Source organism: Mycobacterium sp. (assembly GCF_035570115.1).
Classification (GTDB): Bacteria; Actinomycetota; Actinomycetes; order Mycobacteriales; family Mycobacteriaceae; genus Mycobacterium.
In genome coordinates this window covers 14,332-40,806 of the sequence record NZ_DATMLH010000239.1, presented here as the reverse complement: position 1 = coordinate 40,806, position 26,475 = coordinate 14,332, and the positions used below count along the sequence as shown (strand labels likewise).

At 66.2% G+C, this 26,475-nt stretch carries 24 protein-coding genes and 1 pseudogene; 13 read left to right on the top strand and 12 right to left on the bottom strand.

Going from position 1 to position 26,475, the window contains the following annotated elements:
- Window positions 1-178 precede the first annotated feature (178 nt).
- The 4 genes from VNW74_RS21505 to VNW74_RS21490 all read left to right on the top strand — a co-directional run bounded on the left by VNW74_RS21505 (window position 179) and on the right by VNW74_RS21490 (window position 5,596).
- Window positions 179-889 (top strand): PAS and ANTAR domain-containing protein, encoded by a 711-nt coding sequence (locus VNW74_RS21505; RefSeq protein ID WP_325680521.1) that lies wholly within the window; start codon window positions 179-181, stop codon window positions 887-889.
- A 62-nt stretch (window positions 890-951) separates the two neighbouring features.
- Window positions 952-1,323 (top strand): STAS domain-containing protein, encoded by a 372-nt coding sequence (locus tag VNW74_RS21500; protein ID WP_325680519.1) that lies wholly within the window; start codon window positions 952-954, stop codon window positions 1,321-1,323.
- Entirely contained in the window at window positions 1,320-5,228 is a 3,909-nt protein-coding gene (locus tag VNW74_RS21495) for a SpoIIE family protein phosphatase (protein WP_325680517.1), read from the top strand. Before VNW74_RS21500 ends, VNW74_RS21495 begins: the two co-directional genes overlap by 4 nt.
- Window positions 5,225-5,596, top strand: a complete 372-nt coding sequence (locus VNW74_RS21490) for an STAS domain-containing protein (protein ID WP_325680515.1) — start codon at window positions 5,225-5,227, stop codon at window positions 5,594-5,596. The genes VNW74_RS21495 and VNW74_RS21490 overlap by 4 nt, the downstream gene beginning before the upstream one ends.
- On the opposite strand, the gene VNW74_RS21485 is transcribed toward VNW74_RS21490, so the two are convergent.
- Window positions 5,593-5,871: a hypothetical protein gene (locus VNW74_RS21485; RefSeq protein WP_325680589.1), complete on the bottom strand. Its 279-nt coding sequence runs from the start codon at window positions 5,869-5,871 to the stop codon at window positions 5,593-5,595. The two genes, VNW74_RS21490 and VNW74_RS21485, sit on opposite strands and share 4 nt — an antisense overlap.
- On the opposite strand from VNW74_RS21485, the pseudogene VNW74_RS31800 reads away from it, so the two are divergent.
- Window positions 5,815-6,009 (top strand): annotated as a pseudogene (locus VNW74_RS31800) (hypothetical protein); the annotation flags it as partial. The gene VNW74_RS21485 and the pseudogene VNW74_RS31800 sit on opposite strands and share 57 nt — an antisense overlap.
- Here the strand turns inward: VNW74_RS31800 and VNW74_RS21480 are convergent.
- The 5 genes from VNW74_RS21480 to VNW74_RS21460 all read right to left on the bottom strand — a co-directional run bounded on the left by VNW74_RS21480 (window position 5,918) and on the right by VNW74_RS21460 (window position 13,538).
- On the bottom strand, window positions 5,918-10,480 hold the full coding sequence (locus tag VNW74_RS21480) for a cation-translocating P-type ATPase (protein WP_325680513.1): 4,563 nt from the start codon (window positions 10,478-10,480) through the stop codon (window positions 5,918-5,920). The pseudogene VNW74_RS31800 and the gene VNW74_RS21480 sit on opposite strands and share 92 nt — an antisense overlap.
- Window positions 10,481-10,506: 26 nt before the next feature.
- Window positions 10,507-10,938: a hypothetical protein gene (locus VNW74_RS21475; RefSeq protein ID WP_325680511.1), complete on the bottom strand. Its 432-nt coding sequence runs from the start codon at window positions 10,936-10,938 to the stop codon at window positions 10,507-10,509.
- A 193-nt stretch (window positions 10,939-11,131) separates the two neighbouring features.
- Window positions 11,132-11,938: an exodeoxyribonuclease III gene (locus tag VNW74_RS21470; protein WP_325680587.1), complete on the bottom strand. Its 807-nt coding sequence runs from the start codon at window positions 11,936-11,938 to the stop codon at window positions 11,132-11,134.
- Between the two features lie 113 nt (window positions 11,939-12,051).
- Window positions 12,052-12,945, bottom strand: coding sequence for an N-acetylglutamate synthase, CG3035 family (locus VNW74_RS21465; RefSeq protein ID WP_325680509.1), 894 nt, complete (start codon window positions 12,943-12,945; stop codon window positions 12,052-12,054).
- On the bottom strand, window positions 12,945-13,538 hold the full coding sequence (locus VNW74_RS21460; RefSeq protein ID WP_325680507.1) for a peptide deformylase: 594 nt from the start codon (window positions 13,536-13,538) through the stop codon (window positions 12,945-12,947). The genes VNW74_RS21465 and VNW74_RS21460 overlap by 1 nt, the downstream gene beginning before the upstream one ends.
- 167 nt (window positions 13,539-13,705) lie before the next feature.
- On the opposite strand from VNW74_RS21460, the gene VNW74_RS21455 reads away from it, so the two are divergent.
- The 3 genes from VNW74_RS21455 (at window position 13,706) to VNW74_RS21445 (ending at window position 15,208) form a co-directional block, all read left to right on the top strand.
- Window positions 13,706-14,014: a DUF3263 domain-containing protein gene (locus VNW74_RS21455; RefSeq protein ID WP_325680505.1), complete on the top strand. Its 309-nt coding sequence runs from the start codon at window positions 13,706-13,708 to the stop codon at window positions 14,012-14,014.
- Between the two features lie 63 nt (window positions 14,015-14,077).
- Window positions 14,078-14,542, top strand: coding sequence for a LytR C-terminal domain-containing protein (locus tag VNW74_RS21450; RefSeq protein WP_325680503.1), 465 nt, complete (start codon window positions 14,078-14,080; stop codon window positions 14,540-14,542).
- A 129-nt stretch (window positions 14,543-14,671) separates the two neighbouring features.
- On the top strand, window positions 14,672-15,208 hold the full coding sequence (locus VNW74_RS21445) for a DUF6611 family protein (RefSeq protein ID WP_325680502.1): 537 nt from the start codon (window positions 14,672-14,674) through the stop codon (window positions 15,206-15,208).
- A 44-nt stretch (window positions 15,209-15,252) separates the two neighbouring features.
- Here VNW74_RS21445 and VNW74_RS21440 read toward each other — a convergent pair whose 3' ends face one another.
- Window positions 15,253-16,683 (bottom strand): HNH endonuclease signature motif containing protein, encoded by a 1,431-nt coding sequence (locus VNW74_RS21440; protein ID WP_325680500.1) that lies wholly within the window; start codon window positions 16,681-16,683, stop codon window positions 15,253-15,255.
- Window positions 16,684-16,893: 210 nt separating this feature from the next.
- Here VNW74_RS21440 and sodC point away from each other — a divergent pair, with 210 nt between their 5' ends.
- From sodC to VNW74_RS21425, 3 genes are read left to right on the top strand one after another with little or no spacing between them, the layout of a single operon-like run.
- Window positions 16,894-17,601, top strand: coding sequence for a superoxide dismutase[Cu-Zn] (gene sodC, locus VNW74_RS21435; protein ID WP_325680498.1), 708 nt, complete (start codon window positions 16,894-16,896; stop codon window positions 17,599-17,601).
- Window positions 17,582-18,733, top strand: coding sequence for a glutamate--cysteine ligase (locus tag VNW74_RS21430; RefSeq protein ID WP_325680586.1), 1,152 nt, complete (start codon window positions 17,582-17,584; stop codon window positions 18,731-18,733). The genes sodC and VNW74_RS21430 overlap by 20 nt, the downstream gene beginning before the upstream one ends.
- The gene (locus VNW74_RS21425; protein ID WP_325680496.1) at window positions 18,733-19,386 is read left to right on the top strand and encodes an LON peptidase substrate-binding domain-containing protein; all 654 of its coding nucleotides are present in this window, start codon (window positions 18,733-18,735) and stop codon (window positions 19,384-19,386) included. The genes VNW74_RS21430 and VNW74_RS21425 overlap by 1 nt, the downstream gene beginning before the upstream one ends.
- Window positions 19,387-19,389: 3 nt before the next feature.
- Here VNW74_RS21425 and VNW74_RS21420 read toward each other — a convergent pair whose 3' ends face one another.
- Complete coding sequence (locus VNW74_RS21420; RefSeq protein WP_325680494.1) at window positions 19,390-20,277, bottom strand: class I SAM-dependent methyltransferase; 888 nt, start codon at window positions 20,275-20,277, stop codon at window positions 19,390-19,392.
- Window positions 20,278-20,372: 95 nt separating this feature from the next.
- Between VNW74_RS21420 and VNW74_RS21415 the strand changes: the two genes are divergently transcribed.
- Window positions 20,373-21,200, top strand: coding sequence for an enoyl-CoA hydratase/isomerase family protein (locus tag VNW74_RS21415; protein ID WP_325680492.1), 828 nt, complete (start codon window positions 20,373-20,375; stop codon window positions 21,198-21,200).
- Between the two features lie 2 nt (window positions 21,201-21,202).
- Window positions 21,203-22,045: an SMP-30/gluconolactonase/LRE family protein gene (locus VNW74_RS21410; protein ID WP_325680490.1), complete on the top strand. Its 843-nt coding sequence runs from the start codon at window positions 21,203-21,205 to the stop codon at window positions 22,043-22,045.
- Between the two features lie 6 nt (window positions 22,046-22,051).
- On the opposite strand, the gene VNW74_RS21405 is transcribed toward VNW74_RS21410, so the two are convergent.
- The 4 genes from VNW74_RS21405 to VNW74_RS21390 are packed head-to-tail and all read right to left on the bottom strand — an operon-like array spanning window position 22,052 to window position 26,446.
- Window positions 22,052-22,621 carry a TetR/AcrR family transcriptional regulator gene (locus VNW74_RS21405; protein WP_325680488.1) on the bottom strand — a complete coding sequence of 190 codons (570 nt, stop codon included), beginning with the start codon at window positions 22,619-22,621 and terminating at the stop codon, window positions 22,052-22,054.
- Window positions 22,622-22,626: 5 nt separating this feature from the next.
- Entirely contained in the window at window positions 22,627-23,604 is a 978-nt protein-coding gene (locus VNW74_RS21400; RefSeq protein WP_414686742.1) for an SDR family NAD(P)-dependent oxidoreductase, read from the bottom strand.
- Complete coding sequence (locus VNW74_RS21395; protein ID WP_325680484.1) at window positions 23,556-25,013, bottom strand: acyl-CoA reductase; 1,458 nt, start codon at window positions 25,011-25,013, stop codon at window positions 23,556-23,558. Before VNW74_RS21395 ends, VNW74_RS21400 begins: the two co-directional genes overlap by 49 nt.
- Complete coding sequence (locus VNW74_RS21390; protein ID WP_325680482.1) at window positions 25,010-26,446, bottom strand: hypothetical protein; 1,437 nt, start codon at window positions 26,444-26,446, stop codon at window positions 25,010-25,012. The genes VNW74_RS21395 and VNW74_RS21390 overlap by 4 nt, the downstream gene beginning before the upstream one ends.
- Window positions 26,447-26,475 lie beyond the last annotated feature (29 nt).

Genomic DNA, 26,475 nt, shown 5'->3' with positions numbered 1-26,475 from the left:
CAGCGCACTGGGCGTGCGCTCCCGCGTTGTTGTGGAGTCCACGCTAGCGCAGCCGGACGGGGATGTGTACGGCCCGCGACGATCCGCGCCGCGGAAGCGGCGCGAGGAGGAGCGCGGCGGCGGCGGAGGCGACATGCTCGCGACGTCTCGGCGGTGGGCAAGGTGTTTAAACGATGGAATGATTATTAACGTGCACGAGTCCGCCGAGACGAGCGCCGACACCGGTGAAGCACCCGTCGGGCGGCTGGCATACGCCGACCACGGCAACGTCCGCGTGGGCGCTTTCCGGTTCTGGTTTATCGGCCAGCGCTGGGAATGGTCCGATGAGGTAGCGCGCATGCACGGCTATGAGCCCGGTTCGGTCGTACCGACGACGGAACTGCTGCTATCGCACAAACATCCAGAAGACCGGGAACACGTTCAGGAACTGCTCGATCGGGCACTACATACCAAGAGCTCGTTCTCCAGCCGTCACCGCTTTATTGACGTGGGCGGCAATGTGCACGATGCGATCGTGGTGGCCGATCGGATGGCCGACGAGACGGGCGCAGTGGTGGGAACCGCCGGTCACTACATCGACTTGACCGCCACCTTCGTCGAAACCCGGCAGGTGGCCCTCGACGAGGCGTTGCCTGACCTGTTCGAGGCCCGCGCGCTGATCGAGCAGGTCAAAGGCGTCCTGATGGCAACCTATCGGGTCAGCGCTGATCAGGCATTCGGTGTGCTGCGGTGGCGATCGCAGGAGACCAACACCAAATTGCGCGCGCTGGCCAACCAGCTCATCGCCGAAATCGCCTCGCTGCCACCGCCGTCGGCGGAGCTGCAAAGCGCCTTCGACCATCTTTTGTTGACGGTGCAAGAGCGTATTGAGGGCGAACCCGACACATAACCGGGTCGCCGGTTAGGCTCGACAATGCCGCAGACGGCAAGCCGGCACGACGGGTGAACGCGATGGATTTGTTGGTGGTCGACTACGAGGTACGACCGGAAGCTGTGGTCCTGCAGGCCAAGGGCGAGGTGGATTCCAGCACCGCTGGCGACCTCACCTCACAGCTGGACGCGGCGCTGCAGCAGGCCGGGACCCAAGCCTCTCGACTACTCATTGTCGATTTGCAGGCCGTGACCTACTTCGGCAGCGCCGGACTGAACGCGGTCCTCGATTGTCACCGGCGAGGGCTGCAGGCCGGGACGTCCGTGCGCTTGGTTGCCGACAACGGACTGGTGGTGCGCCCGATCGAGGTGACGAACCTGGACAGCGTCCTCGAGCTCTACCCCACGTTGCCCGATGCGCTGCAAGGCCGTGATACCGAGCAGGGGCAGTGAGCGGGTCTCACCCCCGCGAGTGGGCCAGCGAGCCGCAGGACCTACCACCCGACCTTGCCGAGGCGGTCGCACTCGGCGGTGAGATGGGTCGTCTGTTCGCGGAATTCGATTGGGCTGCACATCCATTGGGATCGCCCCAGGACTGGTCAGCAGAGTTACGTTCGGCAGTCGCGGTGGTGTTGACCTCGCGGTTTCCGATCGTGTTGTGGTTGGGCGCTGAAGACCTGTTCTTGGTGTACAACGACGCCTACATCCAGATCCTGGGTGACAAACACCCGGCCGCGCTGGGCCGACGCGGCCGATTCGTGTGGTGGGACATCTGGGAGCCGATCAGTCCGATGCTGGCCAGCGTGATCGCGACCGGGGAGGCTACCTGGTCGCACGACTTGATGCTGCCCATGGTGACTGCCGGTCGACGCCAGGAACGCTACTTCACCTTCACCTACAGCCCCCTGGTCGGACACACCGGCGAGATCTACGGGATCTTCTGCCCTTCCTGGGAGACCACCGAGCGGGTGATCAGCGAGCGGCGCCTGCATCTCCTCAACGCGGTGGCCTCGGCGACGATGGAAACCCGCACCGTCGACGACGCGGTGAACGCAGCTATTTCGGTGTGTGCCGACCAGCCCGCCGACGTACCCCTCGTCGCGGCATACGTCAGCGATGCGGACGCCGCCGATACCGTACTGCGCGGAGCAACGCCGTCGGTGCTGGCGCTGCTGCCGCCCACCCTGGAAAAGCTCACCGGCTGGGAGCCGACGGCGCGGTCACGGGCGGAGGTGCAGATCATCGACGACGTAGCGTCGGTGATTCGCGGTGTGCATGAAGTGTTGGGCGGCGATTGTCCGGACCAGGCGCTGGTGCTACCGCTGGGCGAGAACGCCATCGCGGGGGCGTTAGTGGTGGGAACAAACCCGCGCTGCCCGCTGGATGAGCAATATCTCGGGTTTTGTCAGCTGCTCGCCGACCAGCTGTCCTCGGCGCTGGCTTCGGTGGTCTCCCATGAGCGACAGCGGCAACGCGCCGATGCGCTGGCCGAACTGGACCACGCCAAGACGGCGTTTTTGACCAACGTCAGCCACGAATTCCGCACGCCGCTAACCCTGCTTCTAGGCCCCCTCGAGGACGCGCTCTCCGATGTCGGTTCGCACACGGTTCTCGCGGCGCGGCTGCGGATGGCCCGGCGCAACGCGGGACGGCTGCTGCGCCTGGTCGACTCGCTGCTGCAGTTCTCCCGTATCGAAGCGGGCCGCGCCACCACGACATTGGTGTGCACCGATGTCGGGGCGTTGACCTCGCAGATCGCGTCGTCGTTCGCCGAACTGTGCGAGCGGGCCGGGCTTGAACTTCTCCTCGACTGCCGCCCGGCACTGGCCGACCTCGACCCGGACATGTGGGAAACCATCATGCTCAACCTGCTGTCCAACGCGGTCAAATACACGCTGAGCGGCTCGATCACCGTCACGGTCCACAGCGGCGGCAACCAGTGCCTGGTCAGCGTCCGCGACACCGGTGTCGGGATCAGCGAGGCGGATCTGAACCGGCTCGGCGAACGTTTCTTTCGGGCCGACACCGCGCGGGGCCGCAGTGTGGAAGGCACCGGAATCGGGCTGTCACTGGTGCGTGGGCTGGTGGAACTCCAACAAGGCAGCATGCAGATCGCCAGCGAAATCGACCGCGGCACCACCGTCGCCGTTACGCTGCCCAAGTCGCTCGCCACCACACCGATCTACCATCGACCGGCCGATCTGCTGGATAGCTCTTACATCGTCGAGGCCGACCAATGGGTGGCATCGCTGCCCGACGAGTCTGCGCCCGCCGACGACAATCGCGAACTGGTGTTGATCGCCGACGACAACGCCGACATGCGGGCTCACATAAACCAGGTGCTGTCGCCGCACTGGCGAACCGTTCTGGTCGCCGACGGCGAAGCGGCCCTGCGGACCGCGTGCGAGCTTCGCCCAGACGCGATCGTGACCGATGTGATGATGCCCAAGCTCGACGGCTTCGACTTCGTCTCGGCCGTTCGTCGCGATCCCGACTTGGCCGCCACTCCGATCCTCATGCTCTCCGCCCGCGCCGGAGACGAGGCCGTCAGCGAAGGCTACGCCGGCGGCGCGGACGACTACCTGCCCAAACCATTTCGCTCGCAGGAGCTGATCGAGAGGGTCGCGGCGCGGTTGTCCGCCGCCAACCGCGAGCGTGCCGGTCGGCTACAGCGCGAAGCCGAGCTTCGGCATACCTCCGCCGTCGCCCAACTCGATGCCGCGTTGCGGGCCGCCGAGTCCGTCGCGGGAATCGCCGAAGCGCTGCTGGCCTCTCCGCTCGGCGCGGGCGGTGCGACAGTCGTCGTGATCGGTCTCCTCGACGCCGAGCAGAACAACGTCCGGTTCGAGTACGCCGGACCGGTGCCCGTGGAATACCGCGACCGCTACCACGTGGCCACCCTGGACACGCCGCTGGTGCCGATTGACGTCATCAAGTCCGGCCAGACGATGGTCATCACCGACACCTTCGCGCTCGCCCCGCGTTATGGCCACGTGGTGCAGGAGACCGCGCACAGCGTCCGGTCGTGCGTCAGCCAACCGTTGCGCGGCCATGACGGAAGCGTGATCGGTTCCCTCGGACTGCTGTGGTCGATACCGCGCGATTTCGACGCCGCCGAGCTCGAGATGTTCGCCCGGACCGCGGAGGTCACTCAGGCGGCCGTGGGCCGGGTCCGCAGTGCGCAGCGCGAACATCGGATTGCCGTTGACTTCCAAGAGCATCTGCTCGATCTCGACCGCGGGTCAACGGCCGCGGTCGTGGCGGCCGTGTATCAGCCCGGCGGCGAGGCGATGCGCGTCGGCGGGGACTGGTATCTGGTGGCGCCGCTACAACAACCGGGCCAGATCGCGATATCCGTCGGCGACGTGGTCGGACACGGTCTGCCCGCGGCCATCGTGATGAGCAGACTCCGCGCCGCGGTGGCCGCTACCGCTCTCACCGGCGCCGATCCGGGTGCGGTGCTCAGCTCCCTGGACAGGTATGCGGCGTCGGTCCCCGGTGCGCGCTGCGCGACGGTCAGTTATGCCGTCATTGACACTGGGCAAACGGGAACTGCCGACGGCACCTCCCTGGTCAGCTATTCCTGCGCGGGTCATCCTTACCCATTGCTGGTAGCGCCGGATCAACCGCCGGTTTTTCTGCAGGCCGGGCGGCGTCCCCCGGTCGCGGCGTGGGAACACCGTCTCAAGTCGAACACGGCAGAATACGAGTTGCCGGCGGGCAGCCTGCTGCTGCTGTACACCGACGGATTGATCGAGCGGCCGGGCGAGACGCTCGATCAAGGATTCGAGCGGCTACAGGCCGCGGCCGCATATCGCGCGGAACTGGCGGTCGGGGAGTTCTGTGACGAGCTGCTGGACCGGATGGCTCCGCCCGGTGGCTACACCGACGACGTCGTTCTGTTGGCCTTGCGTCCCAACCACGCTACGGCGCGCAGTTTTGCCACCGTGCTGCCCGCCACACCGATGACCATCCCGAAGGCGCGGCACCGGCTGCGCCACTGGCTGACCGGTATCGCCGTGGATCCGCGCCGGGCAGCCGACATCCTGTTGGCCACCGGCGAAGCGGTGAGTAATGCGATCGAACATGGCAGCGGCGGCGATCCGCTCAGGACCGTCTCCGTCGAGGCTTTTGTGCGCAGCCAGACCGTCACCGCGACGGTCACCGATACCGGCCGGTGGTCCGGTGATTCGTCGGCCAGCCAACGTAGCCTGCGGGGCGGGCGGGGGCTCACCATGATCAACGGACTCGCCGACCACGTGAAGACCGTACGCACCGCGCACGGCACTCGAATTACCCTGAGTTTCCACCACGCGGTTGTCGCGGAGGCCAATTTGGTGGAGGGCGTAATACGATGACCCGCGCGGTTTTCCAGCTGCAGAACCCCGACAACGGCACCGCACCGACCACCGCCGCCGAGGTGACAGTTACCGGCGAGATCGACGTGACCAACGTCGACGAGTTCACCCGGTCGGTGCTGGACGTGCCGGGCCCGCGGCCCATCATCCTTCAGCTGAGCGGGGTCAAATACCTGGACAGCGCGGGATTCGCCGCGCTCGATCGGCTGCTCGAACAGAACGCCATCGTCCTCGTTCTGTCGCCGGATAGCTTCATGTATCGAGTGGCCGAACTCATGTGCTTACCGATTCACCATGACACCGAGCGCGCGCGCCGCGCGCTACAGGAAAAACAAGCAGGAGGGCTGGAGCCAGATCTCTGGCCCTAAACCTCTTCGATTGCCTCGCCGAGCTCTTCGAGGATGCGGTTGTGGTGATTACTCGCCAACAGATGGCCCGCGGCGATGACGACCGCGACCGGCCAGTCGATGAGCTCGAATGCGGCCAGCGCCGCCAAACCGCCGTAGTAGGCGAGCGCCTCGGGTCGGGGAATCTCTACCTTTCCGACCAGCGGCAAGTCCACGAAGAACGTCTCGCCCTCGCGGATCTGCGCGACGGCCTCGGCCTGGGACGTTGCGCGGCGGGGCTTCTTGTCGACCATCATTTGCCTTTCAGTCATGTCAGATTTGCCGTCCAGCAGGGTGCCCCGGTCACCGTCGGGAGTATGAAGTCGACGACGGAGACTCTCGCCGACCCACTAGCTTCAGGGGCCGCTGTTTTTCTGGCGATCCCGCTGATCGAGTTGTACGCCGTTCTGTGGCGCTTCGGCGTTGTCCAGGTTCGGACTCGTCAGGCGCCCCATCGGGGCCGGCTTCCAGCTGCTCGAGTGGAAGCTTACTGTCGAGTACCCGGGTTGCGACGCCAACCGCGGCGGTCGCCACCCCGGCTGAGCCCAGCGCCTGCGCCCACCCGATCGGGCCGAGCGGCGTACAGCCAAGCAGCTGGCTGACGCCCGGGATGCTGATCAGCGTCCCCATCACGGCCAGCGAGCCGCCGGCGGTCAACACCACCAACGGCGCGCGCGACTCTAGCAGCGTCTGACCCAGCTGCGTGCTCACCAACGCGACTAGCGCCACCGTCGACGCGCGGCGCGGCCGTCCGGTCACGCCGGCCATCATCCAGGCCGCGGTCGCCGCCGCCGCCGTGGTCGTCCCACGGATCGCGACCGCGCGCCACAGCGCCCGTTGATCGGGGCCGCCACGGCCGGTCTGCACCGGGCCGCTCGGCGGGCTCACCGCAAGGGCAGCGGCGGGGAACGCATCGGTCATCATGTTCACCAGCAGCAGCTGGCGAGTGTTGAGTGGCGAAGTTCCGCTGATCGCGCTGCCGATGATCGCGAAAGCCACCTCGCCGGCGTTGCCGCCCAACAGCACCGACACCGCGGCGTGTACCCGCTGCCAGAGCTGGCGTCCCTCGTCGACGGCCGCGACCAGCGCTTCGATTCGGGCGTCGACCAGCACCACATCGGCCGCGATGCCGGCCGCGTCGCTGCCGCGCGCCACGACGGCGAGGCCGACGGTGGCGGCTCGGATAGCGGCGGCGTCGTTGGAGCCGTCGCCGACCATCGCGCACACCTTGCCGCTGCGTTCCAGCGTCTGGACGACCTGGACCTTGTTCTCCGGTGACATCCGGGCGAAAATCACCCGCTCGGTGACGGCGCGTTCCTGGTCTTTGCGCGACATGGCGTCCCACTCCGCACCGCTGATGACCTGCGCCACGGTCACCTGCATACCCATTTCACGTGCGATCGCGGTAGCCGTGATCGGGTGATCGCCGGTGATCAACCGAATGCCGACCTCGCGCTCGGACAGCGCTTTGAGCAGTGCCGGTGCTTCGGCTCGTGGCGTGTCGGACAGCCCGAGGAATCCGGCCAGTGACAACTGCTCGTCGGCGAAGTCACCGATCGCGTCCTCGTCATCGGCCACCAGCTTGGCCTGCTGCGGGCTGAGCCGGCGCCGCGCGACGGCGATCACCCGCAGCCCTTCGGCCGCCAGCTGACGCACCGTCTCATCGATATCGGGACCGACGTCCTGGCAGGCCGCGAGGACCACTTCGGGTGCGCCTTTGACGGTCAGCTCTTCGTCGGACACCGACGCCGAGAACGACCTGCCGGACCGGAACGGCAAATGGGCGTCGGCTTCGGTGGCTCGCGAGCCGTTGGAGGCATCAACCGCCAGCGCCGCCTCGATGATGGCCCGGTCGGTGGCGTGCACCTGCGGGCCGCCGTTGGCGTCCGGGGCTGCGTGCGCCGCAAAGCGCAACACGTCTTCGCGGGAGTAACCGCCCACTGGATGCACCTGCGACACCCGCAACCGGTTTTCGGACAGCGTGCCGGTCTTGTCGAAGCACACGACGTCGACGCGGCCGAGCGCCTCGACCGAACGGGGGATACGCACCAGCGCGCCGTACTCGGTCAGCCGTCTCGCCGACGCGGCCTGCGCGAGCGTCGCCACCAGCGGCATCCCCTCCGGGACCGCCGCCACGGTGATCGCGATTCCACTGGCCACTGCTTCGCGCATTCCTCGACCGCGTAACAGGCCCAGTAAGCTGACCAGGGCGCCGCCGGCCGTGCTGACCGGGAATGCCTGGTTGGTGAGCTTGCTGAGCTGGTGCTGCAGCCCGACATCCGGCGCATCACCGGATGCGAGTTCGGCGGCGCGGCGCGCCTGGGTGTCGGCGCCGACCGCGGTCACCAGCGCCACCGCGGTGCCCGCGACGATCGTGGTGCCGGCGAACAGCATGCAGCGACGCTCGGCCAGTTCGGCACCCGGTGTTGCGTCGACCTGTTTTTCTACCGGCAGCGACTCACCGGTCAGCGTCGACTCGTCGACCTCGAGGTCGTCTTCCTCGATCAGCCGGGCGTCGGCGGGGATCACCTCGTGGGTGCGAATCTCGATCACATCGCCGGGCCGCAGCTGCTCCGCGACGACGTCGGTGTACACCAGTGCACCGTTGGGACCGGTTGTCACTTTGCGGGCCGGCGGAATCTGTTGAGCCAGCAGCTCGTTCAGCCGGCTTTCGGCGCGCAGGCGCTGACTGGCGGCGAGCACGGAGTTTCCAGTGAGCACCGAACCGACCAGGACCGCGTCGACCGGCGACCCCAGTATTGCGCTGGCTGCCGAACCGAGAGCCAGTACCGGGGTCAGCGGGTCGGACAACTCGGCTTGCACCGCCTTGACGAACTGCCAGACCGCCCGTCGCGGTCGTCCGGTCAATTCGGCGCCGCGGTGCGCCGTTTCCATCGCCCGGGTGGCCAGCAGCGGCCGGCGGGCGCCTGACGTCCCAGCCGATTGCTCGGAATCCGGTGGCGGCAACATCTTGCGGACCTGCTCGACCGACATTGCGTGCCATTCGTGCATCGGGGCGGGCAGCGGAGTCGGAGCGCTCACCACCCGGCGGGCGATCAAGTAGCCGGACAGCAGACCTGCCGCCGCACCCGTGGTCACCGGCCCGGGTCCGCGGCCGCGCACCCCGGGCACCATCAGCAGGGCACCCAACGCCGTCGCGCCGGTCGAGATCTCGATCCCTCGTTGGCTTGCCGTCTTGGCGGCGGGGACAGCGTGCAGCAGCCGCCAGGCTCCGGCGAGGTCACTCAGGATCAGGTCCGCCGTCCACGGCGGCGGATCGCCGTCGGAGTTGGGCATCACACCCAGCCCGACGTCAGCCGACGAAAGTGCTTGTGCACCTGCCGAAGACAGCACCGCGACGGTGTGACCGGACTGTTGCAGATCGGTCAGCGCCGCGACGAGCGCATCATCGACGGACCCGTTCTCCACGGTCCGCAACTCGTCGAACGCGGGCCGCAGCTCGCCGAGGTCGTCGATGTCGACAGAGACCAAATCCAGGCCTGCCCGGCGCGCCTCGGCCAGGACCGCCGAGGCCAGCGGATCGTGTGTGGGGCCGATGAGCGCTTCGACGGCTGCGTCGGATCCGCGGCCGTGCAGCCCGGGAACCGGGTGCCAGCCGACCCGCAGGCCTCGTTTCTCCAGCAGCAGCTGAGCGCGGTTCCAGGCCGGCGTGAGCTCGTCCTCATCGGCACCGCGGACCCGGACCACCCGCAGCGTGTCGGTGCACAACACCCTGGGATCGATCAGCAGCGCGTCGACTCGATCCAGTCGGCGCAGGCTTTGCGGGTCCAATGGCAACACCGCGTGGTGGTCGGCCAAACCTTGTCCGAGCGCCGCGGCGAAGGATTCGCGCGTGGTGCGGGTGGCCTTCGGTGTGGTGACCAAGGCCATGGTCGAGGCCATGCTGAGGTTGCGGGTCGCGGCGCCGACGGCCGTGACACCCATTATTTGCGCTAACGCGCTGCGACGCGAGTGCCGCTCGATGGGCCCCTCGGGCAGCGGCACCGGGCGCGACGGCGGGTGGACCTCCGCGTACTCCGCATGCCGGGCCAGACTCGGTTCGTGGCGGCTCCACGCCTGCGCTTCGGCGCGCATTTCGGCGGCTTTCAGCGTCTCCACCATCAAGTCCACCGCCAGCGACGCGGGCGAGAGCTCTAGGACGTGTGCTGCCGTCATAGCCAAGCTCAGCAACGTGTCCGTCGCGGACTGGCCGATGCTGTCCTCGAGCAGGCGGCGCACCCGCGGCTGATAGTCGACGGCCACCACCGCCGCTTCGAAACCGTAGGCCAGGCGCGGCCACCGCAGTAGCCGGCCCGCGACCGCAGCCCCCACTCCCGCGGCGGTGGCACCGACCCCCACCGCCTTGGCGGCCAGCACCACACCGTCGCCCGGCAACGGTTTGCGGCTTGCGCGCCGTCCCTTGGCGTTTTCGCTTGCACGGCTGAGCTTTTCGGCCTGGTCCACCGCTCTGCACAGCTCGCGCACTGAGGTCTGGTCGCCGGCGAGGCTCACGACGACCCGCGACAACGGGCGGTTCAGGCTGGCCGAAGTGACGCCGGGGAGTGCGAGCAGGGCGTCGACGACGGTGCGCCCGAGCTCCGCGCCGCCCGCGCCGTCGAGGCCGCGGACCTCGATCCACGCACGGCCTCTGCCGCGCCAACTATGCCGTGTCAGCGTGGGTGCGGGCAGGCCGTCGGATAGCGCTTTGACGCCTTCCCGAACCGGGATCGCGGCCATCGTCAGGCCCGTTGAGGCGACCGTGCCCAAGTTTTCTGCAGCGGACGCCGCGGTGTGCAGGGTGGCGCCTACGAGCGCGGACGTTGCTTGGATGCCAAGCGTGACCACGCGGAGCGGAGATGCTCGCACTGTTCTGACGGTACCCAACCGGGGGGTTAACGGGGGGTGCGCGACTGTGTGCCGCGCGACCGTGCCGGTGCCCGCTTGGCCGGCGATTTGCGTGGCGACGCCGAACTGGTCGACTTGGTCGGAACCGCCCTGACCGGTGTGACCGATGCCTTGTGCGAGCCATTGGAGTGCCCGTTGTTCAGCTGCCGCAGCAATAAGGCGCCGCCGCCGATGGCCAACACCACCGGCCACTCGAGGAGTCCTGCGACACCGAGCGCGCCCAATGTCAGTGCGGCCGCCGGCGTCGAATGGCTACCGCTGCCAATGCCCTTCTGCACGCCGGCTGCGGCTCCGGTCACGGCGCCGACGACACCGTTGACCGCGGCGCCGCCCACCGCACCCGCGGCCGCCGTGGTTGCTGCCGCGGCGCGGCCCGCCGTTCGAGTTACGGTTCGTACGGCGCCGTTAACGACACCCATGATGACTCCCTGATGGTTTGTTGTTGAGGCCGTGAATCTGATACCCGCTGCACGCCACACTGGCGGGGTTGCATACGCGCGAACTCGCAAAGCTCATGAAACCGTCACGATACTGCGCAGCATCTGGCAATCCTATGACCTTGTCTGGCAAATGAACAGGAAATGAATACCCGCCAGCAACTTTTTATATGCGTCAATCTGTGCGCAGATCCACCACGACCGGCGCGTGGTCGCTGGGAGCCTTGCCTTTACGTTCCTCCCGGACGATCTGCGCGTCAGCGACCCGGTCGGCCAGCGCGGGGGAGGCGAGGATGAAGTCGATGCGCATTCCCTGTCGCTTAGGGAACCGCAGCTGGGTGTAGTCCCAATAGGTGTACACCCCGGGGCCGGGGGTGAAAGGCCTTACGACATCCGAGAATTGAGTGTTGACGATGGCGTCGAACGCCTTGCGCTCCGGTTCGGAAACATGTGTTGCGCCGTGGAAGAATTCGACGCTCCAGACGTCATCATCGGTTGGGGCGATGTTCCAGTCGCCGACTAATGCAACCTGCGCAGACGGATCGTCGCGCAGCCAGTTCTCGGCTGTATCACGGAGTGCGGCAAGCCAATTCAGCTTGTAGGTGTAATGCGGATCACCCACGGCGCGACCGTTGGGCACGTAGAGGCTCCACACCCGAACCCCTGCGCAGGTGGCGGCCAGGGCGCGGGCTTCTGCCGCGGCCGCCACATCCGGCTTGCTACTCCAGCTCGGCTGGCCGTCGAAGCCGACCTCGACGTGGTCGAGGCCGACCCGTGATGCGATCGCCACGCCGTTCCACTGGTTGAATCCGCAATGCGCCACCTCGTAGCCGAGCTCCAAGAAGGGCATCGTCGGAAACTGGTCGTCGGCGCATTTGGTCTCTTGCATAGCCAGGACGTCGACCTCGGCGCGCTCCAGCCAATCCAGCACTCGGTCCAGCCGGGTGCGAATCGAGTTCACGTTCCAGGTGGCCAGCCTCAGCGCGCCGTCGGGCATGGCCCGACCCTACGTGAATCGTTCGGCTCTCCCCTCGTGGCTTCTCGGCTGGGGGTGACCCACCTTGGGCCCACTTAGCTGCCCGCATGGTCGCCGAACTACGTGGGCTCGGCGAGCGCCGAGGTTGCCGCGAAATACCGCGCGCGGTGATGCAGTGCGAAGCCCATCGACCGGGCGAGGCCGCCGCCGGCGTGATCGTCCTCGAGAAGCCGGACGTAGCCGCGGGTGGCGCCACGAGCCGCACCCCACGCCAGCAGGGCTTCGCATACCGCCCGGCCGGCACCCTGGTCTGCCATCCGCACCGCCGACAAACCCACCCAACGAGTGCCATCCGGGGCGTCGGTGACCGAGCCTCGTGCCACCGCCAGGTCCGTGTGCATCCCGAAGACCAGCTCGCCATCGACGACCGCGGTCAGCACATCAAAGGGGATGTCGCGGCGGTAGAGCCGTAGCCAGGTGTCATCCGGGTGGGTCGAGAGTCGGACCGACGGGTCAGGCTCGGCGGCGCACACGTCGCGGACCAGCACGGCGTTGGCCTGCTCGCCCACACCGGGCAGCGGCAGCAGGCGGTCGGCGATCGCCAGCCGCGGGGTAAGGCCGCGCCGGGTGTACCAGTCGACTATCGCCGGTATCGTGGCCGGGCCAGCGGAGACGTCAAGCGGCACAGCGGAGTTCGCACGAGACGTGACACCGCGCCCGGCGCGCAGCAGCCAGCCGTCCAGCCACTGCTGCTGCACACCAGGCCACGCGAATGCAGCGGCGTGCTCGAGCGCGCGGATCTGCGAGGTGCGCACCGGCGCATCGCTCAGTGTCCGTACCGCAACCACATCCGTGGACGCAAACTGCACCACCGCGCCAGTTTTCGTCTGTACCCGCACCCGCGGCTCGATGCCGAGTAGATGGCCCACCGCGTCGGTCAGAGGTGGGACCGACCCGGGGGGCCGCCGATAACGCACCGTGACCCTGGTGCCGGGTGGAGGCCACGAAACCATCAGTGGCCGAACGGGTCCGGACCTTCACCCGGTGTCCACGACAACCCGGGGACGCCCCACCCGAGGGATTTGACCGCGCGTTTTGCTGCGCGGGCGTGTCGTCCGATCAACTGGTCCAGATACAGGAAGCCATCGAGGTGTCCGGTCTCGTGCTGGAGCATCCGAGCGAACAACCCCTCGCCCTCGATCGTGATCGGGCTGCCGTCGGCGTCGAGTCCGGTCACCCGGGCCCACTTGGCTCGCCCGGTCGGAAACGACTCACCCGGTACCGAGAGGCAGCCCTCATCGTCGGTTTCGGGGTCGGGCATCGTCTCGGGAATTTCCGAGGTCTCCAGCACCGGATTGACGACAACGCCGCGGCGCCGCGCCGACTGCCCACGCTCGTCGGCGCAGTCGTAGACGAATACTCGCAAGTCGGCGCCGATCTGGTTGGCGGCCAGGCCAACCCCGTTGGCGGCCTCCATGGTGTCGTAGAGCGTGGCGATCAAATCGGGCAAATCGGGGGGGAGCGAACCGTCGGCGGCAACCGGTACCAGCTTGGTCGGGGTGTGCAGGACGGGATCGCCCACGATGCGAATGGGTACGACTGCCATGACCGGCAAGCTTAAGCACTCCGGTTGCGGAGTGGGTCTGGGGCAGGCAATCTCACCTAGTCAGCCGACTCGCGGGCTTGGGTGCCGGGTCAACAGTGGTCAGCGTGGTTGAATATGCGCCGGAGCAGCGAGCATTCGAGAATTCGCCGAAAGGGTCGAGGAGCGATATGGACAGCGCTATGGCGCAGGCTAATCGATCGGGGGACGACTCTGAACTCGCCGATGGCTTAACCCGCCGCGAGCACGACATTTTGGCGTTCGAGCGTCAATGGTGGAAATACGCCGGCGCCAAAGAAGAAGCCATCAAAGAGTTGTTCGCAATGTCGGCTACACGCTACTACCAGGTTCTGAACGCTTTGGTCGACCGACCCGAAGCACTGGCAGCCGATCCGATGCTGGTCAAACGGCTACGACGGCTGCGTGCCAGTCGGCAGAAGGCGCGGGCCGCACGACGACTGGGCTTCGAAGTCACCTGAGGGATTGCTCGCCTGCTGAGCGTCGGTGTGGGTTTTGGGGCTCTCCTAGATACAGTGACGTCAATGAATGAGCGCGTTCCCGACTCGACCGGGCTGCCCCTGCGGGCCATGGTGATGGTGCTGCTGTTTCTCGGTGTCATTTTTTTGCTGGTCGGGTTCCAAGCGATGGGATCTGGCGCCAACTCTGACGACGACTCGTCCGTATCAACTGTGACGGCGAGCACAATGGCGCCGAAAACCTCGGTGAAGCCCGCGGCAAAATCCGACATACGCGTCTACAACATTTCCAGCCAACAGGGTATTGCCGGTCGCACCGCCGACCAGCTGAAGCAGGGCGGCTACAACGTCACCGAGGTCGACAACTTGTCGTTGCCCAAGGTCTCGGCCACCACGGTGTACTTCGGCGACGGGCCCGGCGAACGCGAAACTGCCGACGCTGTCGGTCAGCTGTTGAAAGCGCCCGTCCAAGCGCGGATTCCTGAGGTCGCCGACCAACCGCCCGGCGTCATCGTGGTGGTCGCGCGCTGAAAGGCGTGACCCCGGCCCCTGCGTTCTCAGCCGAGCTTCGATAAAGATCCGTAAAGGTTTGGCCCTTCAGGCGTAAGGATCCCGTTTACGTTGGGGTCGGCGTTTCAAATTCCGCGTACGCCTTACTCCATGCGCGACACCCAATATCAGGCCGTTGAACCAGGCACCCGGTGGTTTTCGCGGATGCTCGACGGCGACCGCACGTGGGGATTTTATGACGTCAAAATCACCCAGTACGCCGTTCGCCGCTACCGGTTGATCATCTACCCGCCCGGCATCGCCACCGCTGATCGGCGGCTGGCGCGGCTGCGGCGGGGGTGGCCGTTGGGCGGCGCCGTGCTCGTCCTATTCGCAATTATGATCGGCGACGCGGTGTCGTCGCCCTATACCGTCCCGGCGGTAGCCATCGCAGCCTATCTGGGCATCCGCGCTTTGCTCTCCCTGCTGGCCGGACCTAAGCGCGTGCACGTCAAGTCCATGTCACTGGTCCTCATGCCGGTAGTCACCGATGAGGACGAGCGGCGCCGCCATAACGAGTGGAAAACCCTGACTCGCATGCTGACCCGGGCCGACGACATGTTGTCGACAGGTGCCATCTCACCGGTCGAGTACGAAGCTATTTGGTGGCAGGCATACGACCGTCTCGAGGACACCACCCACGTCTAAACGCACGATCGCAGCGATCGGCCAAACACAACCTTGTGCAACCGCTAGAAGGGCGGCGGTTCATCGTTTGCGATGATCCGCGACTTTTCGCGCCGTCGTTCCCCGACCTTGCGTGTCCGCTGGTTTCGTCGGCGTTCGGAGGCGATGTAGGTGGCCCGGTTTTGGGCGCGGGTGCGGCGGCGTTGGGGCATCATGGCGGCGCGGTCGGCGCAGCGCAGCCGGGCCGCGTCCGAGGTTGCTGGGGTAAGCGTGCCGGTGGGTGTGCAGAGGTTGGGAAACAGCAGCGCACTGCCCGGGGTGGTGATGTAAGTCTGCCCGCACGGTGACTTCCAGATCAGTGTGCCGTCGGGCAGTTGTTGATCAGACCAGCCCCAGAAGGTTTTGATCAAGTGGTGTTGGCGGCATAGGCAGGTGAGGTTGGAGGCGTGCGTGGGCCCGCCGTCGGCGTAGGCGATCGTGTGGTCGAGGTCGCAGTGCCGTGCGGGTCGATCGCACCCAGGGAATCGGCAGGTCAGATCCCGGCAGCGGACAAAGTCCGCCAATGCCTGCGACGGTGTGTAGCTGGCTTCCGGCGGGGCGTCGCTGGGGTGAGCCAGTGGCCGCAGGGTGGCCGAGCGGGCCAGGTCGGCGATCAGCTCGGCGGGGATGAGGGCGTCGGCGCCGATCATCGAGGCCGGGGTAGTTGCGGTGCCCCCAAGGCTGGCCGCCTCGGCGACGACGTGAATCACCACCGGCACCGGTGCTGGTGTCGCGCCGGCGGGGCAGTCGGGCCGTGCGCAGCAACAGGCGAGCCGGTCGGCGCCGGCGGCTAAGGCGCCCATGGCATCGGCGCGGCGTTGGTTGCGAGTGCGTGGATCGCCTGCACACACGGTGGCGGCCAGCGCGTCGAGTCGCGCGTCCACGGCGTGGGCGTCGGTGGTGATCAGCCGGCCGAAGATTTCCGTCAGGCCCTCGCCGCTGTCCCAGATCGACAATTCCCGACCGGCCTGGCGTTCGCGGCGGCGGCGCAGCGCATCACCGTCGGCGCGCGTCACGATCCGGTCCACCTGGGCGGCCAGCCGGCCCTGGGTCATGCCCGGCCACCGGGCCGCCTTGGCGGCCAGTTGGGCATCGACGGCGGCCATCACGTCGGGGTCGGTGATCAAATCGGTGCGGTAGACGATCGTCTGAAACATTCGATAGTCGATGTACCCGGCCCGTAACAGCGCCCCGACTCGCGGCAGCCGCAACCGCATCGCGCGCGAGTAGTAGAGATAGCTCGCGGCCAGCGCCTGGGTGATGGTCAACGCAGCGGCCAGTTCGGCCGTCACCGCCTCCTGGGTATCGGTGCACCAGGTCTCGCGTTCACCGACCTCACGCAACCGCATCACGTCGAGCTCGCCGATCACCGCCAGCCGCTGCCCGGCCGCCTGGTTTTCCGCCCGCGCCGCTGCAGCGATGCGCTCCACCAACACCGCGGAGTTCGTATCGAACATACATTCGATCATGCCAGTCGGCTCCGACAAAGATCCAGGGCCGCCCTACCGGTCCACGTAGCGGCATCCCGCTCGCCCCCTGGCCGCTACGCGGCTGGGGTGCCCCCACCGCGGGCCGTTCCGGCCCGCATCGTCGCCGGGCGGAAGTTGATGATCCCGCTCCTCAGCGGGCCGTTCCGGCCCGCATCGTCGCCGGGATAGGCTCTCCCCATGGTTAAGCCCGCCACGCGCCGGAAAGTTGCCGCCGCCACCGCATTGGTTCCGCTCGTCGCTTCGGTCGCGCTGCTGAGCGCGTGCAAGCCGAACCAGCCGCCGGCGACCGCTCCCGGGACCACGCCGTCGGTTTGGACCGGGTCGCCGTCTCCGTCGGGCCCGCAACAGAAGGGTGGGCCGGTGGCACCGGAAAGCCTGACCACCCACCTGATCGCGCCGGACGGCGCCAAAGTGGCGACAGCCAAGTTCGAGTTCGCCGACGGCTATGTGACGATCACCGTCGAGACGACCGGCGAGGGCCGGCTGAGCCCCGGTTTTCACGGCGTCCACATCCATTCGGTGGGCAAGTGTGAAGCCAACTCGGTTGCGCCGGCCGGCGGTGAGCCGGGCGACTTCTTGTCCGCCGGTGGGCATTACCAGGCGCCGGGGCATACCGGGGAACCCATGAGCGGGGACCTGACCTCACTGGAGGTCCGAAAGGACGGCGCAGCGCTGTTGGTGACGACCACCGATGCGTTCACCAAGGAGGATCTGCTGACCGGCAAGGGAACCGCGATCGTCATTCACGCGGGAGCCGACAACTTCGGCAACATCCCGGCGGATCGCTACACCCAGGTCAATGGGGCAGCGGGCCCCGACCAGGCCACGATGTCCACCGGTGACGCCGGCAAGCGGGTGGCGTGCGGTGTCATTGGTGCCGGCTAGCGGCCCGACCAATAGGGCAAGTGCCCATATCGACTTCGCCGGCTCACCCGGGTCGACGGTCGGGGTGGAGTGGGAGTTCGCGCTCGTCGACGCGCAGACCCGCGATCTGAGCAACGAAGCCACCGCGGTGATCGCCGAGATCGGCGAAAACCCGCGTGTGCACAAGGAATTGCTGCGCAACACTGTCGAGATCGTCAGCGGCATCTGCGAGTGCACCGCGCAGGCCATGGAAGATCTGCGCGAGACCCTGACGCCCGCGCGCCAGGTTGTCCGAGACCGCGGCATGGAGTTGTTCTGCGCCGGCACGCATCCGTTCGCGCGGTGGTCCACCCAGGAGCTCACCGACGCGCCGCGGTACGCCGAGCTGATCAAACGCACCCAATGGTGGGGCAGGCAGATGCTGATCTGGGGCGTGCACGTCCACGTCGGGATCTCGTCGGCCGCCAAAGTAATGCCGATCATGACATCGCTGCTCAACTACTACCCGCACCTGCTGGCGCTGTCGGCGTCGTCGCCGTGGTGGGGTGGCGACGACACCGGTTACGCCAGCAATCGGGCAATGATGTTCCAGCAGCTGCCCACCGCCGGGTTGCCATTTCACTTCCAGAAATGGGCGCAGTTCGAAGGTTTCGTCTACGACCAGAAAAAGACCGGCATCATCGACCACATGGATGAAATCCGTTGGGACATCAGGCCTTCACCACATCTCGGCACTCTTGAAGTGCGGATCTGCGATGGGGTGTCCAATCTGCGAGAGCTGGCCGCATTGGTGGCGTTGACGCATTGCCTGATCGTCGACCTCGATCGCCGCCTCGATGCCGGTGAGACGCTGCCGACCATGCCGCCCTGGCACGTTCAGGAGAACAAATGGCGCGCCGCGCGTTACGGGCTGGATGCGGTCATCATTCTCGACGCCGAAAGCAACGAGCGGCTGGTCACCGATGACCTGCCCGACCTGCTCAACCGACTGGAGCCGGTCGCGAAGTCGCTGCACTGCACCGACGAGTTGGCCTCAGTGGCCGATATCTGGCGGCTCGGCGCGTCATATCAGCGGCAGCGGCGGGTCGCCGAGGAGCACGACGGGGATCTGCGCGCCGTTGTCGACGCGCTGGTCGGTGAGCTGGATATCTGATGGCGTCAGCCGAATCCGCCCCGATGGCGATGTTCCCACTCCAGTCGGCGCTGCTGCCCGACGAGGATCTGCCGATGCAAATCTTCGAGCCTCGCTACACCGAGCTGGTACGGGACTGCATGCGCGATGACGATCCTCGTTTCGGTGTTGTGCTGATTTCCCAGGGCCGCGAGGTCGGTGGCGGCGATGTTCGCTGCGACGTCGGGACGGTGGCCAGGATCACCGAATGCGTGGACCTCGCCGGCTCGGGTCGGTTCATGCTGCGTTGCCGGACGGGCGAACGGATCCGGGTGTGCGACTGGTTGCCCGACGACCCTTATCCGCGGGCGATGGTGCAGGCCTGGCCGGACGAACCGGGCCAACCGGTGACCGCAGACCAGCTGGAACAGCTCGAAGACCGGGTGATGGCGTTGTTCGAGCGGATCGCGGCCGCCCGCAGTGTCTTGTTGCCCGATCGGGCTGTGGTACTGGGTAGCGACGCTGACACCGTCGATCCCGGCCTGCGGCTGTATGCGTTGGCATCTCGCGTTCCCATCGGCCCGGCTGACCGCTACTCGGTGCTGGCCGCGCCGTCAGCCGCCGAACGGCTTGCCGCACTGAGCGACGCGGTGGATTCCGTTGCGGCGGTGATCGAATTCCAGCTCTCGGAGTAACCGCTAGGCGAATTCGCCGTTCAGCCGGGCCTCGATGAAGACGCTGCGCGGCGCGAGATCTTTGAAGTCGCCTTCCGGCGACCGGTCGTAGCGTTGCAGAAGCTTCATGGCCTCGATCGCGCTGACCTTCCACCGGCGTTCGGTCAGCCAGCGCGTGAGGTCGGTGCGTTCCTCGAGATACCAGAGCTCGGCATGGTCCGGCACGCTTGTGTCGCCAGTCGGGCGTAAGAATTGGCGGCGTCGCTCGAGGTATTCGGGATCGAAGAAGCTTGGGCTCAGGGCCTCGACCGCGATCCGGCTGCCGTTGGCGCTGAGCTTCGTGACCCGCTCGAACAAAAGATCTTGCCCGGCCGCCGGCAAGTAGGGCAACAGGCCTTCGGCAGACCACGCCGTCGGCGTCGACGGATCAAATCCGGCTTCGCGCAATGCCGTCGGCCAATCCGCTCGCAAATCGATCGGCACCGCCTGATACTTGATCGTCGGTCGAGCGCCCCGTGTGGCGAGCGTTTCAGCCTTGAACGCCAACACCTGTGGCTGGTCGATCTCGTACACGACGCTGCCGTGCACCCATGGCAGTCGCCAGGCACGGGCGTCCAGTCCTGCGGCCAAAATCACGGCCTGGTCGATGCCGTTGGCGCCGGCGGCGATGAAGTATTCGTCGAACCACTTGGTGCGCGCCGCGGCATAGCCTTTGAAGATCCGCTGTCGTTCGGTCACCGCCAACGGCTCCCACCCGCGGTGGATTGCGGCATCGATGAAGAATTGCGCGTAGCGGTCGGTGAACAGGGGACAGTCGTAATCGGATTCAGTGGCGCGCGCCATGGCCACACCGAGCGCCGTCGCGCCGACGCCTTCGGTGATGTCCCAGCTGTCGTTGTCAGTCCTTGCCATGCCCACCGTCCATGTCGCGTTACATGCCCGAAAACCAGGCTAGTGAAACTGGAATCCGCGTGCTGAGCGCAGCGTGGCGTGGTGTACTTCGACGCGTGCATCCGGTGGTAGTCGAGGTCGATGCGGGTGTGGCGGTGATCACACTCAATCGCCCCGAGCATCTCAACGCCTACACCGCGGAGATGGGCACGCTGCTGAGCCGGGCGTACCGGGACTGCGACGAGGACGACGATGTCCGGGCCATCGTGGTCACCGGTGCGGGCCGGGCGTTCTGCGCCGGCGCGGATTTCTCGGGCAGCGCCGCACCGTTCGACGCGCCGGCGGACGACACCACGTTCTCCGCATCGCCGATCGACCCGGCCGCTTTCGAATTGCGCAAGCCGGTGATCGCCGCAGTCAACGGCCACGCCATTGGAATGGGCCTGACCATCGCGCTGCAGGCAGATGTCCGCATCGTCGCCGATGACGCCAAATATGGTGTGGTCCAAGTCCGTCGGGGAGTGATACCCGACTGCATGTCGCACTGGACATTGGCACACCTGACGAACCTGGGCGTGGCTGCCGAGGTGCTGTTGACCGGACGCACCTTCAATGGGGCCGACGCCGTGACGTTCGGCCTCGCCAACAAAGCGCTGCCCGCCACGCAGGTACTCGATCATGCGATGCAGATGGCCCGCGACATCGCAACCAACGTGGCGCCGATGTCGGCGGCGCTGTGTAAGCGACTGCTGTGGGACACCGCGATCAACGGGTACACGCCGCGACAGGTTGCGGCGCTGGAGACGCAGTTGCACCATCGGGTGATGGGCAGCGACGATGCTCGCGAAGGAGTCTCCGCTTTCCTCGAACGGCGACCGCCACGGTTCAGCTCGCGTCTTTCGGCCGACTGGACGCCGCTGCCAGAACCTGAGCCGGAGCCGTAAACATGCACATCGACGTCATCGCAGACGGACTGGGCTTTACCGAGGGGCCGGTGTGGCTTCCCGATGACCGTGTGGCGCTGACGTCGATCAGCCACGGGTGTGTCTATATCGTCGATCCACGCGACGGTGCGCTGGAACGCATCGACACCGGCGGCGGGCCAAACGGCTTGGCGTGCAGCGCCGACGGGACGTTGTATGTGGCGCAAAACGGCGGCGTCTGGGGTGCCAGCGGTACCGCCGAGCCGGGTGTTCAGGTGATCACCGGTTCGCATGTCGACTACCTCGTCGAGGGGCTGGGAGCGCCGAACGATCTGACGTTCGGCCCGGACGGGAGGCTGTGGATCACCGACACCCGCGCGCAGTTTGACGTCAGCACTCCCGACGCGGGCCCGCCCGGCCACGTGTATGCGACCGATGTCGACTCGGGTGACACCCGACAGGTCATCGACGACGGGCCGGTGTTCATCAACGGATTGGGCTTCACCCCTGACGGCTCCAGATTGCTTGTGACAGCAACGTTGTCGTCGCAATTAATCTCCTATGCCATGTCGCCCGACGGCACAGTCGATGCACCCGACGTCGTGCACACTTTCGAGGACGGTTGGCCGGACGGGATGTTGGTGAGCGCCGCTGGCGATTACTGGGTCGCATTGACCGCCGCGGATCGCATCGACGTCATCGACGCCTGGGGTCGGCGCATCGCAGAAATCGCGTTGCCCGGCGGATCGCTACCCACCAACGTCTGCATCGGTGGTGGCCGATACAACGAACTGTTCGTCACCGCAGCGCAGCGCGAGAGCCTGCTGAGAATTCAGTCCGACGGTGATATTCCACCGCTGGGGTAGCGGCGGTCAGCCTCCTGCCGAAAGCAATTCGGCCAGCGCCATCGCGAGGTCGTGCAGGTTGGTCTCCAAGGAATACGTCCGGTCGACGGTCCAGTTCACGATGCCGCCGGACAGCGCACCAACGATGATGTCGGCCAACGTTTCCGGTGTGTGGCGCGTGCTGATCTCGCCGCGGGCGACGCCCTCTTTGACGAGTTCGACGAAAGTGTCGTGCAGGTTGAATCCGCGCTGGATGGCGTAGCCGCCGGTGGCAAGCATTTCGCCGATCATTTCGCGGTAGGTGTCACCGGATTTGACCAGCGCCGCGCCGATGTCGTCGAACACACCGACAAGACGCCCCGCGATCGCTTCGTCGCCGCGGTCGAAGAACACATCGTGCAGGTTGTCCAGCCGGCGCTGGGCCAGTGCGCGGATCATGTCCTGACGGGTGGCGAAGTGGTTGAAGAACGTTCGATTGGCCACGTCGGCCCGCTGGCAGATCTCCTCGATGGTGGTGGCGGCAACACCCTGGGCGAGAAACAGATCGAAGGCAGCCGCGAGGATCTTCTCGCGCACCTCTTGCTTTCTCCGTTCCATTCTGTTCACGATGCGGCACACAACTTCTCGGAGAGCGTCCACAGCTCCGCCGCGCGCTCGGTGTCGCGTGCGTAGGGTGCGCCGGTTTCGCTGACTCGGCAGTCCTCGAGGTAGAGCCCACCCTGGTCGGCCAGCTCAGGACTTACCGCGGCCCACACTTGGGTGGCCGCACCGTGTTCGGGTGTGGTGAAGTCCAGGTAGCCGTCGGTCGAATCGCCGCGCGCGGCGCTGCCGGCGGCGGCGTATTTGCGAAGTTGAGAGAAGTCGGATCGGGACATGTACCGCGCCAGCGAAGTGGCCACCGTGCCGGGATGCACGGCGTACGCACGGATTCCCAACTCACACAGACGTCGGTCCGCTTCTTTCGCGTGCAAGATATTCGCCGTCTTGGAAGCGCCGTAGGCGGCAAACTTGTCGTACTCGCGATGCTCCCAGTTGGGATCGTCGAAGTCCACGTCGCCTAAGACGTGGCCCCCAGACGACAGGATGACGACTCGGGCGCCCGCTGCGGCGGCGAGCTGCGGAATAAGCAGCCGGGTGAGTTCGAAGTGGCCGAAATGGTTTGTGCCGATCTGTATTTCGAAGCCGTCCTGAGTGCGGCCAAACGGCGTGAACATGACGCCGGCATTGTTCATCAGGACATGAATCACCGGCGTGAGCTCGGTGATCTCGGTGGCCGCGGCCCGCACACTGGCCAGCGAGGTGAGGTCGAGATGCACCGTCGAGGTTTGCGCGTCGGGCACCTCAGCGGCTATCCACCGGGTCGCCTCGGTAAGCGCTTCGGAGTTGCGCGCGGCTAAAATGACCCGCGCCCCTGCGGCGGCCAGCGCCCGCGCCGACTCGCGGCCCAGCCCCGACGAGGCTCCGGTGACCACACAGACCTTGCCCGACAGGTCGATGCCTTCAACGACGTGCAGGGCGCTGCGCGAGTAGGTCACGCTGGTGTCAGCTTCCACAATGGGATCACGACGCTGGCGTCGCATTCCTCGTCGACGACCCACTTGCACATTCGCCGGATCGGTTCTATGGCGTCCTGGGGTGCGGCGATCGCAACGTTGCACGCGTAGCCCAGGCTGGTCAGTCGTTGGGCACCGAACAGCGGCAACGTGTCTCGTAGCCGGCGCTTCAGGGATTCGGGATAGATGCCGATGGTCTGGGTGTAGGCGTTCACCGCGGCGGTCACCTTGTCGATGTCGTCCACCGGCACGATATTGGCGACTCGTCCGGACAACATCGGCGAATAGTCGACGGCCTCGTCGAACTGCGAGACGACGATCGCGCCCTCGCGCTGCTCGCCGCCGATCACGCGATAGAAGTCCTCGGCCATTCGTGAGGCCTCCACGTGGTCGAGCAACTCGCGGTTGGGGTAGCGTGGCGGGGTGCTGACGACGGCGGGCAGCGCCATCAACTCTTGATAGATCAATTCGCCCAGCCGGTTTGCTTTCGCGATACCGTCGGCGTCGGTTCCGCTGAGCACATAGATGACTCGCGCGTTGGCGCACCCTTCCTGGTTCGCGACGCCGATGTCGGTCGCGGCGCGGCGGGCCACCTCGCGCGTCGTGGCCTCGTCGTCGAACGCCTGATGGCCGATGATGGTGGCGCTGCGTTTGGGGTCCAGCGCGATGAGCTCCAAACCGGGCTGGATGTAACGGGTTACATGTTTGACCGAGGCAAGCCCGCCCCACGCCACGATCTTTTCGATGTGTTGCGGCTGGTAGAGGGTTTCCTCGACGGCCAGATCGCCACCTTTCCAGTACCCGACGGCCAGATGGTTGGTGATCGGGTGGTTCGGTGCGACATCGGCCAATGTGCGGGCGATGGCCACCGCGGTGAGCGGATCATTGGACGGCGCCTTGATGATCACGTCCGATCGGGTGATCACCGAACGCAGGATGGTCACCGCCGAGACCAATCCGCCGTTGCCGGCCGGGATATGCAGCACACGGGATCCGAAGGCGCGCACGCGTAGTTCGCGGCCGTCGCGCAGTTTGTGCGGGACCCATCCGTTGAGGTAGTCCAGCCCGACCTGGGTGTCGGCGATTTCGGTGACGTTGTCCCGTGAGAAAAGCGGCCCCAGGACGCGATAGCTGTTTTGCAGCATTTCGGCTGGCAGCACGTTGGCCACCAGCGAGGCTTCGTAGGCCTCCTGCAGGTGAGTGTTGGTGTCGAAGTCCAGCGCGCTTCCGAGTGCCTGGAGCACGTCGAGGATCTCGTCGAAGCTCAACTCGTAGAGGTCGCTCATTGCTGCCGGACTTTTGAGTGGCAGTAGCTCGACGTACTTGCTCATGTCCGGCGCCTCGAACTGTGCGGCACCGACTCGGGCATCGAACGGTACGAGGTCTTCGGTGACGACTGCGCCCCGCAGGAACAGCGGGACCGTATAGGCGATCACAATTCGATCCCCTTCATGAAGTTCACGGCCTCGTTGTGCACCTCATGTGTTGCGGCGCAGGTGATCCGGTCATCTTCCACGCCCTGCTTCTCGCTGTAGCGCATGATGCCGGGCTCGAAGGCAACGCTGGCCTGTCCACACGGACACCGCAGGTCCCAATTGATCGTGACTTCGTCGCCCGAGATGACACCGCCCCAGTGGGCGCGCAGCAGGATGTCGTAGACGGCGGCCCGGCCGGTCTGCACACCGGTGCGGGGGAGTGGCTCGCTGGTCTCCGGATCGAGCACGAAGGGAATCACCCACGGCGCCACGTGGTAACGGCCCTCGCTGCAACCCCAGTGGAACGTGCTGGACTCGGAGAAGCCGTAACCGACCTGGATGCGCTGGACGCCCAGGAAGTCCTTGATGACGTCCATGAAATCGTCCGGCAGCGCAACGCCTTTCATCCCGCCGCCGGTGAGGATCGCCGAGTCGGCAGCGAAGACATTTCGCACGCCACGGTCGAGACCCGCCTTGGCGATGTCGTACATCAGGTGGTAGGTGCCGAGCATGAACACCCGCTTGCCGCGCAGCTGCTCGGTGATGCGGCTGAAGAACGCGTCCATGTCTTGGGGCTGGCGTGCCTGCATCGCGATGAACTCGTCCTTGCGCGCGGCGAGCGCGGGATCGATCTGCAGCCGGTCGAGCTCGCCGCGGGACGCCGCAGCCCGCATCTTGGAGGCCAGGAACATCAGATCGGTGTCCACCGCGAAAGGGTAGAGGGCATGGAATCTGCTTTCGTCGCCGCCGGTGAAGCCACCTTTGATCATGTTGGCAATGCGCAGATGTCCGAGCTTGCCGTTGGCGAAGTTGGGCCACACCACATCCACCGACGGGTTCAGTTCCCGCTCGGTCGGCTCTTGCCCGAAGGTTTGGAACAGGCAGATCTTCCACAGCGTCATGCCGTCCCGTGCACCGTGTTTGTCTTTGGGCAGGATCGAGATGGTGCCGGTGGTGCCGCTGGAGGTGATGACCTCCAGCGGAGTCTGTTCATCCAGTCGGTCGATCCAGTCGTCGATGCCGGTGCAGCCCGCGGTGTCGACATCGGACAAGTCGTAGCTGGTCAGCTTGTCCAGCCACTTGGTCATCAGATCGAAGCGCTTCTTGTCGACCAGTGCGGCAGGGTATGACTTGAAGGCGGTGTGCGAGAAGAACAGTGGCACGACATCGTTGAAATCGTTGAGTGCTGTGATGCCGAGCCGGTCAGCCAGCTTGCGCAACATCTCGATGCTCTCGCGGTGCTGCTGGAAGCGGATCCCCATGGCTTGCCGTTGCAGTGCTTCGAGCTCGCCGCGGCCGATGCTGTGCATCTGGGTATAGGACTGGCCGAAGAAGCTGATCGGGTCGTCCATGAATTCGGTCACCGACGGCGTCGTCTTTTCCGTGACTGTCATTCGACTGATGGTAGACCTCAAATGCAGTT

What these genes read in the sequence shown, in the direction of transcription:
- VNW74_RS21505 (WP_325680521.1), top strand. Translation starts at nt 179, where the DNA reads ATGATTATTAACGTGCACGAGTCCGCCGAGACGAGCGCCGACACCGGT.
- VNW74_RS21500 (WP_325680519.1), top strand. Translation starts at nt 952, where the DNA reads ATGGATTTGTTGGTGGTCGACTACGAGGTACGACCGGAAGCTGTGGTC.
- VNW74_RS21490 (WP_325680515.1), top strand. Translation starts at nt 5,225, where the DNA reads ATGACCCGCGCGGTTTTCCAGCTGCAGAACCCCGACAACGGCACCGCA.
- VNW74_RS21485 (WP_325680589.1), bottom strand. Translation starts at nt 5,871, where the DNA reads ATGATGGTCGACAAGAAGCCCCGCCGCGCAACGTCCCAGGCCGAGGCC.
- VNW74_RS21475 (WP_325680511.1), bottom strand. Translation starts at nt 10,938, where the DNA reads ATGGGTGTCGTTAACGGCGCCGTACGAACCGTAACTCGAACGGCGGGC.
- VNW74_RS21465 (WP_325680509.1), bottom strand. Translation starts at nt 12,945, where the DNA reads ATGGTTTCGTGGCCTCCACCCGGCACCAGGGTCACGGTGCGTTATCGG.
- VNW74_RS21460 (WP_325680507.1), bottom strand. Translation starts at nt 13,538, where the DNA reads ATGGCAGTCGTACCCATTCGCATCGTGGGCGATCCCGTCCTGCACACC.
- VNW74_RS21455 (WP_325680505.1), top strand. Translation starts at nt 13,706, where the DNA reads ATGGACAGCGCTATGGCGCAGGCTAATCGATCGGGGGACGACTCTGAA.
- VNW74_RS21450 (WP_325680503.1), top strand. Translation starts at nt 14,078, where the DNA reads ATGAATGAGCGCGTTCCCGACTCGACCGGGCTGCCCCTGCGGGCCATG.
- VNW74_RS21445 (WP_325680502.1), top strand. Translation starts at nt 14,672, where the DNA reads ATGCGCGACACCCAATATCAGGCCGTTGAACCAGGCACCCGGTGGTTT.
- VNW74_RS21440 (WP_325680500.1), bottom strand. Translation starts at nt 16,683, where the DNA reads ATGTTCGATACGAACTCCGCGGTGTTGGTGGAGCGCATCGCTGCAGCG.
- sodC (WP_325680498.1), top strand. Translation starts at nt 16,894, where the DNA reads ATGGTTAAGCCCGCCACGCGCCGGAAAGTTGCCGCCGCCACCGCATTG.
- VNW74_RS21425 (WP_325680496.1), top strand. Translation starts at nt 18,733, where the DNA reads ATGGCGTCAGCCGAATCCGCCCCGATGGCGATGTTCCCACTCCAGTCG.
- VNW74_RS21420 (WP_325680494.1), bottom strand. Translation starts at nt 20,277, where the DNA reads ATGGCAAGGACTGACAACGACAGCTGGGACATCACCGAAGGCGTCGGC.
- VNW74_RS21410 (WP_325680490.1), top strand. Translation starts at nt 21,203, where the DNA reads ATGCACATCGACGTCATCGCAGACGGACTGGGCTTTACCGAGGGGCCG.
- VNW74_RS21405 (WP_325680488.1), bottom strand. Translation starts at nt 22,621, where the DNA reads ATGGAACGGAGAAAGCAAGAGGTGCGCGAGAAGATCCTCGCGGCTGCC.
- VNW74_RS21400 (WP_414686742.1), bottom strand. Translation starts at nt 23,604, where the DNA reads ATGCGACGCCAGCGTCGTGATCCCATTGTGGAAGCTGACACCAGCGTG.
- VNW74_RS21390 (WP_325680482.1), bottom strand. Translation starts at nt 26,446, where the DNA reads ATGACAGTCACGGAAAAGACGACGCCGTCGGTGACCGAATTCATGGAC.